The following is a 12,825-nucleotide window of genomic DNA, read 5'->3' on the forward strand; positions in this document are numbered from 1 at the left end:
GGCGATCTCGGGCCGCTAGGATGTGGATTGTTTCCCGGCGTCTTGGGTTCTGGATTATCTCATACAATTCTGGTTCCGACAGTCGGATTGACTGACTTTTTGTAAATTTTGATCTTAACTGTTCGAGGAAGTTTGAGAAGCTCATCACTAAGGCTCGCATTGAGCTTCTCAAACACAAGAGCCTCCAAATGTGCTCTATTCGGTATACTACAGTGCTGGAGACTCATGCGGTTCATGATTTTATCTTCTCCCAACAATTCGGAGGATACAGCATGGACCTCGAAAATTCGGAGATATACATCGCAAGAAGACTTGATGGACAGATCGTTTCGGCTCCGGAGTACACAGTGGAATGTACTGGTCTGTCCGAAGAGGACAGACTACTCTTCTGCCCGAACTGTTATGACCAGCTCGGACAGATGGAGCCTCTGGAATTCATCTTCGAAGAGAGACGGTTCATCCACACGCGTGTGGACCGTACTTGCTACCAAGATTACCGGACGAACGATAGAGATCACCCATTGATACAGCAGATTGTGTATAAACAGCTGAGAAATGAGCCACAATTCGAGGAGTCAAAGATAGAATACGCGTTGAAAAAGTCGGAGAAAGGTAGCTGCAATGTATTCGATGTAGGGGCTAAACTACCTGAAAGTGAGCGGATTGAAGGTGTGGTTATCGAGGTGCAACACCAGTCAGCACAATTTCAATCACGGTTACACTCGAGAGTCAGTATTGCGCAACGGCACGGGTATGGGTTTTACATCGTGTTTTCTCCGAGTGGCATCTGCCGGAACTGGTACGAAGACAAAATTCGGCGCATCAAAGGGCCCAGTGCTAGAGTCGGAAAATATGATTGTGGCGAAGTTGATCTGGGAACGATGCTGGCACCCGATGATGACATCTCCTGCTTGTCACGAACCGGGTCTCAAAGTGGAGCTAGTTCAATGACGTAGTATTTGTGCAGTGTGTGACAACCATGCCGCACGGCAAGGTGTTGGCAAAAAATTGTCAGTATCGTGGTGGTAGAGGGATGTTGATCTTGATTAGTTGCATAGGTCTACTATCTTTGGGACAAAAACGGGACCTATGCAGATACTTCGGAGAACTATATGCGCGAGTTTACCCGATAGCTGTGCATATATGGCTCCGATTGAGATTTTACAGATTTCACTTACAAAACGAGCGGTGCCGATAAGGGTCAAAGTGAAGAGCTACAGCGAATCCCAACGCATATAGACTTTTTTCCAGCTCTCAAACTCTACACAAAACAACGCTCAAAACAAAACGAGCGGGAAATACGCGAAAAAATACCTGAAAACGAATATATGCCCTGCGATTCGGAATTTGAGGTCCGCACTTTCGTATTGACGCGTTCTGCCAAAATTAGTAAGATTGCGCTAATAACAATAAATTATCATATCTGTGTCAGTGGGATAACTGATGTAGATAGGGCTCATTATTGGACAGATGAGATGGTCTTGACTAGATAATGCCGTTCAAGTTGATGTTAGTCGGATTCGCCTTGCCCTCTCAGACATGGTTGGCGGATAGGTCCATCCAATCGCCAATCCAACTAACCCTCCAATCAAATGCGCTCCATTGGTCCACTCTACTGTAAAGTATGGACCAGTCGCAAGGTTGTATGTAATCTGGATAATCGCAGATACTCCGAGAAGGAATACAAATCGTTCCGCCGGTGTTGTGTTAGACCGCAGATTTTCAGGCTTTAGAGAGTTCAATGAACTAACATCGCCTTTGAAAGGTAGATAGAACGAGTACGTAGCAAGAGCATACCCGAATCCACTGGCTCCATAGGCAGCAACTGGTTTAGGAGTGAACGGAGCTCGAAACAGGAATGCGCCGATACCTGAGAAAACAGCAGCTACCGCTATGAATTGAAGATAGGCACCGGTGGAAAAGTACTGTTCAACAACTCGGCCTATAATCCCAATTAGTGCGATATTGGCTAAGAAATGTAGAATCCCCTTATGGAGAAAGAAAGAGAGAAGCCAAGCAGGAACAGGGTATTCAAGGAAAAAGTACGAAGTTACTCCTATAATTGAAGCCTGTAAAACAACTGCTGCTATCTCCTGGCCAAGGAATACCACACAAATCAGTAAAACAAGCCACTTAGTAATCGGTGAATCTCGATTCCAAAGATCACGGGAAATACCCCGAACAGTATCAGAAAAATCCTGACTCAATTGACTCATTGTACTATCCGTCGTTTGACCGTTGAACAAGAAAAAAGAGAGGGACGATATGGCCCCTTATTCCGGCACTTCTCTGCGTTTTCGACGCGACAGGATTCCTTCAACATCTTAACTCTGCCAGCTGATTCGAAAGGTGTCCTCTGAACAGTATGTCTTTTCTGGTGATTTCACTCTCTGTATGCTGTACGCTGTTTCTGAAAGGTTCCGAGTAGGTCTCAGTGCCCGTGACGTATAGAGGGCGCGAATGTGGTTGGATTCAGAGGTCAACTACACCATTCAAAGATTACCCAATATACGAACAGCACACTTAATTTAGTATTACTTGGTGACTGACGCCTTCGTGTCGAAAATCTCATAGTATTGCAGTTCCCACAACGGTTTGCATGTTAGTAGAGTCTCTCCCTGAGTTCTTCATCGTGAATTTGGGGGTGTTTGGTCTGATTATTACAGGTTTTCTTGTCGAGAAGCACTACGTTAGCCGACCAGCAATGTTCGCCAACGGGATCGCGTTGAACGTCTACGTCTATGAGATTCTGTTTCCACCAGAATGGCTGCTCTTATACGCTGACCTCGGGCTCATCGTAAGTGGAGTCGCGATTCTGTCGTACGCAACGGAGGCTAAGCTTCCTGAAGGATATTACAACTTCATCTGGTACACGTACTCCTCAATCATCGTGGGGGGTGTGATCCTATTCACACTCCTTGGATAGGACCGAAGTGCTAAACCCAAATCAACGAACACAATTTATAGCTCGCCCAAATAATTCTGAGATTTCTGGGTAGAATTAACTCTGCTATCTTTTTGTTGCAGCTGACCCGCGTAGACACGATTGAACAGAGAATCTACCCATGGCACTCAGGAAGCAGATTGGTGTTCTAGCTCACCCGATTTGGACGGTTTCAACACTTCTCGAGGGGGTAAGTACGGAGGCGACAAACTGGGATTTGATTTGGGCGCTTAGGATGCACTGATGGAGCACGTACTGAGAACCGTTGTTATCGGAGGCCGCTAGTCGGCCCGAGATGTCACTAGTAAGATCACAACCGGGAACAACTGCCTCATAACGATAGGTACTGGCTACCCACAAGAGTCCCGCTCTCTCAAGTTCACGGCGATGCCGATCGTAGGATGATTCTGAAATATTGGCCTTCTCGATTATCTCGGAGCGTCCAATCGGACGACCTGCTGCGAACAGTGCCCTCATCAATTTCCTCGCTGTCGGCGGTAGCCACGGATACACTTTCTTTGGGGAGACTGCGCCCAATCCTCGCAGGAGTAGAGGAAGCGATAGTGGTTCGCCTGGTGGTGCCAACCGGTTCGTGGCTATCAGAGCTTCTGCTACATCGAATGGGGAACACGTGAGGGATCTCTTCGAGCCATTCCCGAACACATGTAGGAACATGTTCGTTACAGTGGAGTAGCTCAGAGGGTCCGCTAGGGTTCTATCGAACCGACCAAGCACGGTTTCTACAGTCTCTCGAATTCCCGTGTATGTGTTGGCTCGTGCTACTTCCACCGGGATTACGATTCCTGACTCCGTGCCTGCGGCGATTTGTTCACGAACAGGAATCGCTTCTAGTACTTCGACGATATCCGCCTGGAAATTAGTCACGGAGGGTCCTACGATGACCCAGTTTGCGGTGAGCTCTGCATGTCTATCTTGGATGTCGATGTCTACCGGTAACCTGTAACTGAGTTTGTCTCCGTCCGTCTCGAGTAGCATGCGAGGCGCTGAGTTACCTTTATACGTGGCGCTTTTCGGGACTGTATTCTGCAAGAACCCAATGAACTTCTGGTACCGAGAGTCATCTCTGGTGAGTTGCTTCGTGTCGGGGATTCTGATGTGGATTGTGACGTCGAACCCGAGTATATCATACAGTGTTGTTGCTGAGGCAAGCAATCCGTGTGCTTGTTTACAAACTCGCGACCATGCTTGGGGACTTTCGCTGCGGGAACTGAGTTGGCCGAGTAAGTCTGTACAGACACTGGAGTACTTCGCACGGAATTGGTCGTAGTCTCGTTCGCCTTCAGAATACCAGCCTAGCTGCCGTCCGAGACGTACCAGGTCGAAAGTTGTGTCATCTGTAAGAATCGGTGAAAGGCGAGATGAGGTGAGAATACTGTCGAAAGCGTGGTCGCTGAATAAGGTAGCAGCAAGACGTACGAGTGTGGGTACAGGGCCTCCCCACTGAGTCACCACATGGACCTCATTCTCCGAGTGACCGAGATACGCTACTCTCCCATCTTCGAATTTGGATACTCGGTCATCTATGAGTGTCACACCTTCGGCGTGTCTCCCAGCTCTCAGCCGCTCTACCAGCTCTCCATCATTGAGCCAAGAGTCAGGTAGCGACAACTTGCGGACCTTCCTTCCCATGAGAATTTGCGCGTTCGCCTCGAGAGCCTCTTCGAAGGGGTGACCCTCGAAATTCGGCTGGGGAGAGTCGGACCTGCACACTAGTCTTGTTTCTGATTGAGGGAGGTTGGTAGTGTGGGGGGAAACGCTAGCTTGGTGAGGGTGCCGCACCCGATAATCCTCTGTCACGAGACTTTGGGCGTATCTCCCACTTGAAGTCAGAGAGATTGAGTTATAGCGCGATTCGACTACTTTGACAAACCCATAGCGTTGTTCCAGTTCTCGGTAGTACCGGTCAATCGTTCCTGGTTGGATATTGAGAGCTGGATCCGCCTTCAAATCGCGCAACTCCCGAAATTCTCCTGGCTCACCCGGAATTGCCGCTAGTAGCTGTAGTCGTCCTTTGCTCGACGCGAGTTCACCCAGCTTGGCTAGCACATCTTCCGGGTCAAGGGGATGCTGCGTCGAGTCCACAGGTGAGTACTCACATGAGTATGTCTTGTAATCCTCAGTAAGGTGCTCTTCACACCAGTCGTGGTGCTTTTCGAGCAGGAACTTCTTGAGAGGGGGCGAGACCAGGACTTCCATATCAATACCCTTAGAGAGTATAGCGATTGTTTCGAGTCCTGCTTCACGCTGACTACGCCGAGTTCTCCTCCATTTGTCCTCATCAAGTTCAAGCAACACACGGGGGGTGGTAGAGCAAATTTTAATCAACTGAACCGGCCCAGTGGATATGTCGTCAATCGTGCTATCTGTGCCGTCACGACCCGTGGCTACTCTGGTCAGAGCTTTAAACGACTGTGGAGGATTTTCGTTACCGCAGGAGGGCCAGTCATCGATAGATTCGTCCCTATAGTTGATTATGAACTTCGTGGCTGCCCAGCGATACCAGCCGTTTGAAGCATCTACCTGTTCGCGTTTGAGTCCTTCAGGGATGAGACCGGGTCGTGACCTGGCTAGCGAGACCGGATCGTATTGAGTGGCTACTTCTTCAACTGCTTGGACCATCCAAGGAAGCAGTTCTTCGATTAGTTGTGGGAGCCATTCTCGACGAGAGGGGCAGATATTGGTCAGGTGTACGTCGAAGTCCTTTGGATTCGTTTTTGTCGAAGCGAAGGCCAGCCCGACGCTCGGTTCCATACTTTGGGTGTTCGGAGACCTCATATAGTAAATGTGGTAATACCAGTAAGTGCATTAAAAAGTCCGTCAGACAAGGTATGGTCCGCCTTGCACGGTCTCACATCGGAACAGGGGGTGAGCACACCCCAAACCGTTTTATTTGATTATTGACCACTCCAATATGTGAAATCGAACCAAGAACTCACCAACGACATCTGGAACCACATTGAGCAGATGTCACAAACCCAAGACCGGTTCGCAGATGTTCTACTCAAAAATGGATCTGTTCGAGATACAAGTACTCTCCCACATGACGTCCGTGAGAGAGCAACTCAAATTATCAATGAGATTGATTCCAAGCCGAAACGCTGTTGGATGAATGCCCGAGTCGCTGCTTTATTAGATGATTGTCAATATGTCGAGGGTCTTGTTCTCATTAGAGATTTCATACCTTTTGAACATGCTTGGGTCGAGATTGGTGGTCATGTTGTCGAACTCACAATGGTTGAACGCCCTGACCCCCCGGAGGACTCTGTCTATATTGGAGTCGAATACAGCACACCTGAGATCGAGGATGCTGCTAAGCAAAATCGGTATTCATGCACAGTGACTAATGGACTAGAGTTTCTTCGGCGTATGGAGAGAGAGAATTGAGCATATATTATCTGCCAACCCGACCCAAAATATTCCCACGGTTTTCGCCAGGAATGAACGGTCACATACAGTCATCCCGTCCTACTTTACAACTGAAACTTACGAAAACCTAGCAAGCAACCTCATTGCCGAGACTCTCAATATCCCACTTGGAGACCTTGATTTCTGTCCCGAGACCGACGGCCCAGTCAGAGTCGTCGGCAGCTGCGAGTAATCACTACCACGACTCATTCACCTAACATTGTTTGCGTATCTTTTCGGTGGAGATTGGACAGTGGTCTGTTAGGCTCGTGTATGGATTTATGTGTCTTTAACAAGACTGGTTCCCTATGGCTACACTCCAGCAGATTACAGCGAATGATATCGCTGGCTGGGATTCGCTCTCCGATGTCGCATCTACCTTTGAAAAGCGCGGGCTGAAAGTTCGTGACAACCTCGGTGAAGACAACGAACTCGTCCTCCAGCTCACCGACCGCGAGTTCATCGTCCTCGTCGAAGCGGGGCCTGGAGAATCGGCTTCGGACTTCAAACCGGACGACCGACGACGTCGAACTAACCTCGTCGCCACCAACGACTACGAGGAGTTCACGTTTCTCACCCGCATTCGCGCGCTCGACGGACAACAACACGGGCGGATTAAGCACCAGAAGCTCTCCTTCACCAAGGAACAGATGACCAGCGAGGGTGGCGAGAAGAACACTATCCTCCAGAAGCTCAACAGCCTCGAGTACGGTTCGGCGGCAGCAATCTACGACGACCTCTACGACACCAAGCAGGTCGTCAAGGAGTTCTACCAGCAGTTCGAGACCCTTCGAACTGATCTCGTGCAGGAAGTCGCTGGCATTCCGGACGACCGTGGTGACGCGAAGCAGCGCTACGTGCAGGTGACGCTCGACCGGATGATCTTCCTCTACTTCATTCAGGAGAAACGCCTGCTCAACCGCGATCCGAACTATCTCCACGACCACCACAAGCAACGCGTGGACGAGGACGAGAACGTCTACGAGGAGTTCTACGAACCGTTATTCTTCGACTTTCTCGCCGAGAACAAGAAGAGCACCGAGTTTGGCGCACTACCGTACCTCAACGGCGGGTTGTTCTCGAAGAATCCCATCGAGGAGGAGTTCGAAGACGCTCGACTCGGTGAGACAACCGAACAAACCAACGAGCTGTTCGGGGATATCCTTGACTTCCTCTCTGACTGGAACTGGAACGTGGACGAACGGCTAGACATCGTCGATCCCAAGAACCTCTCGCCGGCCATCCTCGGGCATATCTTCGAGCAGACGGTCAACCAGAAGGAGATGGGGGCGTACTACACCCCCGAGGAGATCACCGGGTTCATGTCTCGGCGGACGATTCACCCGTACCTCCTCGACCAGCTGAATGAGGAGGTCGGTGCCAACTATGAGGAGATTGACGACGTGTTTGGGTTCCCTGCTCCGGAGGCTGAGGGCGGAGTAGAGGCGCTAGCCGACGGCGGGGCGGTCACGGCACAAGTCCCAACTGAAAACGTCGAGACACGGCACGTGGAGACGCTGTATCACGACTTCCTGAAGGAAGCTCGAGTTCTCGACCCAGCGGTTGGGAGTGGGGCGTTCCTGCTCGCTGCTCAGGAAGTGCTGTTGGACATCTACATGCAGTGCATCGAGTTCTTCCAGCAGATGGACGACGAAGGGAAAACATGGGAACTGGAGGAACGTACTGTCGAGGAGCTGGAAACAATCGAAGAGGGACGTGGGAGTTCTTCCCTGTATGCGAAGCGGTCGATCATCCTTAACAACCTCTACGGAGTGGACATCGATGATGGAGCAGTCGAGATCTGTAAGTTGCGTTTGTGGCTCTCGATGGTCGCTGACATCGAAGATGAGCCCAGCGAGGTCGAACCACTGCCAAACATCGACTTCAATATCCGCCAAGGGAACTCGCTTATTGGGTTTACTGACATTCAAGAGGTTGCAAACGACCGAGGTGATGCTTCGTTAACCAATTACGGCGGTGGTGTTGGCGAGAGCGTTGGGAGAATGTATGACGATGTCATCAGTGCAGTTGAGCACCATCGGGCAGCAGATTCCGCGACAGAAGCAGCAAACGCTCGGCGGTTAGCAGAATCACGCATTAGCAATCACGGAGAAAAACTCAATGAGAAAATTCTGGATCAATTCCGTGAGGCTGGTGTAGACGACATCGGTATCGCTGAGGTACGTACCTTCTCCCCATTCCACTGGGTACTAGAGTTTGCCACGGTATATGCAGATGGTGGCTTCGATGTTTTGATAGGTAACCCTCCATGGGATCAACTCCGAGCAAGCCGTGACGATTTCTTCCCGAAATATGATGAAAGATTTCGAACCCGTCCTCCCTCAGAGAAGGATAATATCGAGAAAGATCTCCTGAAACAGGATGAGATTTCCCAATCCTGGGAGAAGTACCAAGCGAATATTGAAACTCAAATGCGGTATTTCACTGATGGGCCGGAGTATGAATTACAAACACCAGTAATAGCTGGCCGCAAAGACCCTAATGAAAATAATCTTGCTGGGCTATTTGTCGAAAGGATGTTTGAATTAGTCAAGAATAAGGGATACATAGCCCAGGTTCTCCCAGGAGTGATCTTCAACGGTTCATTCTCCAAAGACTTACGGATGAAAATGCTGAACGAGGCATCTATTACCTCGCTTATTGGATTTGAAAATAAGGGCATATTTTCAGGAATTGATGACCGATACCAGTTTGCAGTGGTTACATTCCAGAACTCGGGGAGAACAGAAAGTCTAAAGGGGATTTTCAACCAAAACGACTTGTCCATATTACAAAATATTGAGCAGCAAGCGGTTGATATCCCCAGAACAGTTCTAGCCGAATACTCACCAGAGGCTCGGATATTCCCGTTCCTGACTAACCAAACAGAAACCAATATTCTGAATAAAATATTCCAACATCCATCTTTAGCAGAAGACATCGAGGATACGTGGAAGGCTATTCCATGTCGGGAACTAGATAGAGCCCGTGCTTCCAATCGATTTGTGGAATCGGAAGAGGAAGGGGATTATCCAGTTTACGGAGGGCGCAATCTATACCAGTTCCTTTATGATAACTCTCTTGAAGTAGAGGTTCAACCTCCAGAATTATTCAGCATCGAAGAAGAACAAAATCCCAAGGCGTCTGCCAAGTATCGGGTGAGAGAACGGAATTTCAACAATGGAAACCTCAAAAAGGCTATTTATGATAAGTTTGGGGGGCCAAAGTCCAATAAATCTCAGAAAGCGTTCGTAAACAATCTACTTGAAGAGACTAGGGGTGAAGGGTTGCATATGGGGGACGTACTTTTGGATTGTACAGAGTACCGAATCGGGTACCGGGAAATTGCCCGTTCCTCCGATGAACGAACCATGATCGCGGCTGTACTTCCAAAAGGAATCATTTGCCATCACAAAGTGCATACTTTGCACCCATACGAAATTTCGCCTAGTGAAGATTCTCTATCTGATAATCCACTCCACAGTGCATATCAACGAATTTTCACCGATGAAGAAATGTTTGTGGTCGTTGGTTTGCTGAACTCAATTCCCTTCGACTTCCTGATGAGGACAAAAATTGATACAAGTATTGTCCAATACAAGTTCAAGGAGTCTCAAATTCCTCGGCTCACAGAAGGTGATGATTGGTTCCACTACATCTCCGAGCGAGCGGCACAACTGAATTGTTATGGAGAAGACTTCGCTGAGATGCGCGACCGGCTTGGTGGTGTCAAGGCGGAAACTAATCAGGATGCCCGGAATAAATTACAAGCAGAAATTGATGCCGCTGCATGCCATGCATACGGATTGGAACGCCGAGATGTTAAGTTCATTCTCGAGGATTTCCACCGAGTATCGAAGCCACGAATTATGACGGATAACTACTTCGACATGGTGTTCGAGAAGTTCGACCTTTTGCGAGACGAAGGGCCCTTCAAATAAAACTAGCAACAAAAGATGGTCTACCACGTAGACGAAAATGGTGTGTCAGCACTCGAACCAACGAGTTTCGATGCCCTCAATCTAACCGAGGCAGACATCGAAGAGTGGATCATTGAGACACCCTCGATACTCGGTGAAGACCTACTCGTGGTCGCTTCCCAGTATGCCAAGTTCGACCGGACTGCCGAACGTCCCGACGTGTTGGCACTCGACCCCGATGGCAAGCTCGTAGTCATCGAACTGAAACGGGATAGCGCCGACAAGACGACCGACCTCCAGGCGATCAAGTACGCGAGCTACTGCTCGACCATCAGCGCCGAGGAACTCCAGCAGGACTACCGGGCATTCTGGAACAATCGCCGCGACGATGACGACCAACTCACGCCTGAAGCCGTCGGCGAGCAATTCAGTGAATTCCTCGGCGAGGACGTTGTCACCACCGAAGACGGTTACGCGGACTTCGTCCTGGACGACCGGCCACGGATTTTGCTCGCCGCGGGCAGCTTCGGCCCGGAAATTACAACCCCTGTTGTGTGGCTTGAACGAGAGTACGGGATGGACATTACCTGCATCGAACTAGACGTCCACCAACGCGACGAGGAGGTGTTCGTCAGTGCTCGGCAAGTGCTCCCCATCCCAGAGGCCGAGGAGTACATGGCCAAGCGCCGGCAGAAAGAACGCCAACAGAGCCGGTCGTCGAGTCGAGCAGATCGGGCGATCACCGTCTTGCTAGAGGCGGGGCTTGTCGAGGAGGGGGACATAGTTCTCTTTGACGAAGAAAGCCTGCCAGACGACGCTGAACGCGAGTACGACCCGGAGGACGACTTCTGGCGTGGTCGAATCACGGGGAAGACTGGGCGGAGTGACAACGTTGAGTGGCTGGAAAACGGTGCAGAGTACTCATTCACTGCTCTGGCTCAGGAAGTACTCGAACAGGCGACTGGCCGTGAGTTCAACGTCAATGGATACCCGTACTGGCTACACCCTGACCACGAGATGAGCTTGTCTGAACTTCGACGGTCGAAGGTCGGTGACATTGACTGGTGAATCTCGGTATGCAGATTGTTAACTTGGAAGATTAGCCCCAATCACCATCCCGTTCAAAGACGACCCGACTATCGGTTCATGAGGAGTACGACAAAATATGCGAATAACTCCAAAAGACCAGGGCGAATCAGCTAGTGAGGCTCGACCAATAAGAAATAAATATTCATAAATAGTATGGGGGGAATCAAATTGGCCACAACCAGTACACTACTATCGGAGGGTAGTTTCTGCCTTGACTTCTGGTTCGCCAGTCTCCGAAGGATCGGGAACCGATAACAACTCGTTGACGACGGAGGGTCGATGTTGGTTCATTAGCTGATAGGTTTCTTCGATTGACCGTAGTCGGACGCCTGTCCGCTCACTGTAAAGTTGAAGCTCTTCGTCGGTACGTGCATGAGATCCGAAATACCAGAGATCGAAACCGTCTCGATTACTCTCTTCAGCATATGTGTTGAGGTCATCGACTTTGGAGGTAGACCCTTTCCGGAAAGTGATTTGGGATAGTATGGGTGTCTCTGTCTCTGCATCACGTGCGATAATATCGACTGCAATTTGCGAGCCTCCCATCGGTTGGAGATGGAAGTAATCTTGATACGCAGATTCCTTTGCGTCCTCTTGGTCAATGTGTTTATCAAGGCCGCTTCGAAGGTATTCATCGCACAGAATCTCTAATTGACCATCCGACAGTAACTCAACTTCTTCCGCATTCCTTATTTTGTTTTTTGCGTTGTCCCACAAGCTCTCCGTGAACTCTGGATAAGAACGAACATCACTGAGGTTCGTTACCCCTAGATATGCTGCAACAAGTTGCTGATTCCCGTCTTTCCAACGGGCTGTGGTTTGTTGATGACGGATAGAGCCGAACATTGGATAGTGACGGTACCAGATCCACTGAGGCTTCTTGATTTGGATTGCTTTCAGAACTTTTAGACAGTCGCTTCCCTCAGCACCGTTAACCAATGTATTGAATTCTTCCAATAGATGACCCTCACACCGAGACTGGATATCTGGCTCACGCTCCCCCAATTCTGCTTCAATATGACCGACAACTCGATTCTCCGGATCTAAATCTTTAGGATGTGTCTCAGATCCTTTTCCACGACAAATGATAATATGGATTGTTGAGTCAAATCCTTCAGCATCCTCAACAGCAGGCCCTACGTGGCCTACTTTCAACCCACCTTTTAGCTCCGGCGCTTTGTGATATCGAACTCCCAAGATAGCTCCCTGTGTAAGGTAGTCCTTGAGCTTATCTAGTTTCTTGACCTCGTCTGGGTGTGCCGAGACTGGAGTGTCGTTATAGTGAATCGCTGCTAAATCGTTGTGGTAGAGATATCGGGTCACAGATTTGTGGAAGGAGGCCTTGTCCGTGTGATTGATGAAGGCAGTTAGCACAGATGACATCAGGTCTGATTCGATGTTGAAGAGTTAATAATTTTTTGACCAATGGTATTACTATTCAAAAAG

General features: G+C 49.4%; 8 protein-coding genes. 5 read left to right on the forward strand and 3 right to left on the reverse strand.

The window, feature by feature from the left end:
• The first annotated feature begins 272 nt into the window (after positions 1-272).
• Complete coding sequence (locus N6C22_RS13095; protein ID WP_261651559.1) at positions 273-956, forward strand: hypothetical protein; 684 nt, start codon at positions 273-275, stop codon at positions 954-956.
• 543 nt (positions 957-1,499) lie between these two features.
• On the opposite strand, the gene N6C22_RS13100 is transcribed toward N6C22_RS13095, so the two are convergent.
• Positions 1,500-2,111, reverse strand: coding sequence for a rhomboid family intramembrane serine protease (locus tag N6C22_RS13100; RefSeq protein WP_261651560.1), 612 nt, complete (start codon positions 2,109-2,111; stop codon positions 1,500-1,502).
• A gap of 488 nt (positions 2,112-2,599) precedes the next feature.
• On the opposite strand from N6C22_RS13100, the gene N6C22_RS13105 reads away from it, so the two are divergent.
• On the forward strand, positions 2,600-2,926 hold the full coding sequence (locus tag N6C22_RS13105; RefSeq protein WP_261651561.1) for a hypothetical protein: 327 nt from the start codon (positions 2,600-2,602) through the stop codon (positions 2,924-2,926).
• A 171-nt stretch (positions 2,927-3,097) separates the two neighbouring features.
• On the opposite strand, the gene N6C22_RS13110 is transcribed toward N6C22_RS13105, so the two are convergent.
• Positions 3,098-5,716: a hypothetical protein gene (locus tag N6C22_RS13110; protein WP_261651562.1), complete on the reverse strand. Its 2,619-nt coding sequence runs from the start codon at positions 5,714-5,716 to the stop codon at positions 3,098-3,100.
• Positions 5,717-5,878: 162 nt separating this feature from the next.
• On the opposite strand from N6C22_RS13110, the gene N6C22_RS13115 reads away from it, so the two are divergent.
• The 3 genes from N6C22_RS13115 (at position 5,879) to N6C22_RS13125 (ending at position 11,358) form a co-directional block, all read left to right on the forward strand.
• Entirely contained in the window at positions 5,879-6,349 is a 471-nt protein-coding gene (locus N6C22_RS13115) for a hypothetical protein (RefSeq protein ID WP_261651563.1), read from the forward strand.
• Positions 6,350-6,678: 329 nt separating this feature from the next.
• On the forward strand, positions 6,679-10,311 hold the full coding sequence (locus N6C22_RS13120; protein ID WP_261651564.1) for a BREX-1 system adenine-specific DNA-methyltransferase PglX: 3,633 nt from the start codon (positions 6,679-6,681) through the stop codon (positions 10,309-10,311).
• A gap of 15 nt (positions 10,312-10,326) precedes the next feature.
• Positions 10,327-11,358, forward strand: coding sequence for a DUF91 domain-containing protein (locus N6C22_RS13125; protein ID WP_261651565.1), 1,032 nt, complete (start codon positions 10,327-10,329; stop codon positions 11,356-11,358).
• A 210-nt stretch (positions 11,359-11,568) separates the two neighbouring features.
• Here the strand turns inward: N6C22_RS13125 and N6C22_RS13130 are convergent, their stop codons facing one another.
• Positions 11,569-12,762 carry a hypothetical protein gene (locus N6C22_RS13130; protein WP_261651566.1) on the reverse strand — a complete coding sequence of 398 codons (1,194 nt, stop codon included), beginning with the start codon at positions 12,760-12,762 and terminating at the stop codon, positions 11,569-11,571.
• Between the last annotated feature and the right edge of the window lie 63 nt (positions 12,763-12,825).

The sequence above is a fragment of the Haloarchaeobius sp. HME9146 genome (assembly GCF_025399835.1).
Taxonomy (GTDB): Archaea; Halobacteriota; Halobacteria; order Halobacteriales; family Natrialbaceae; genus Haloarchaeobius.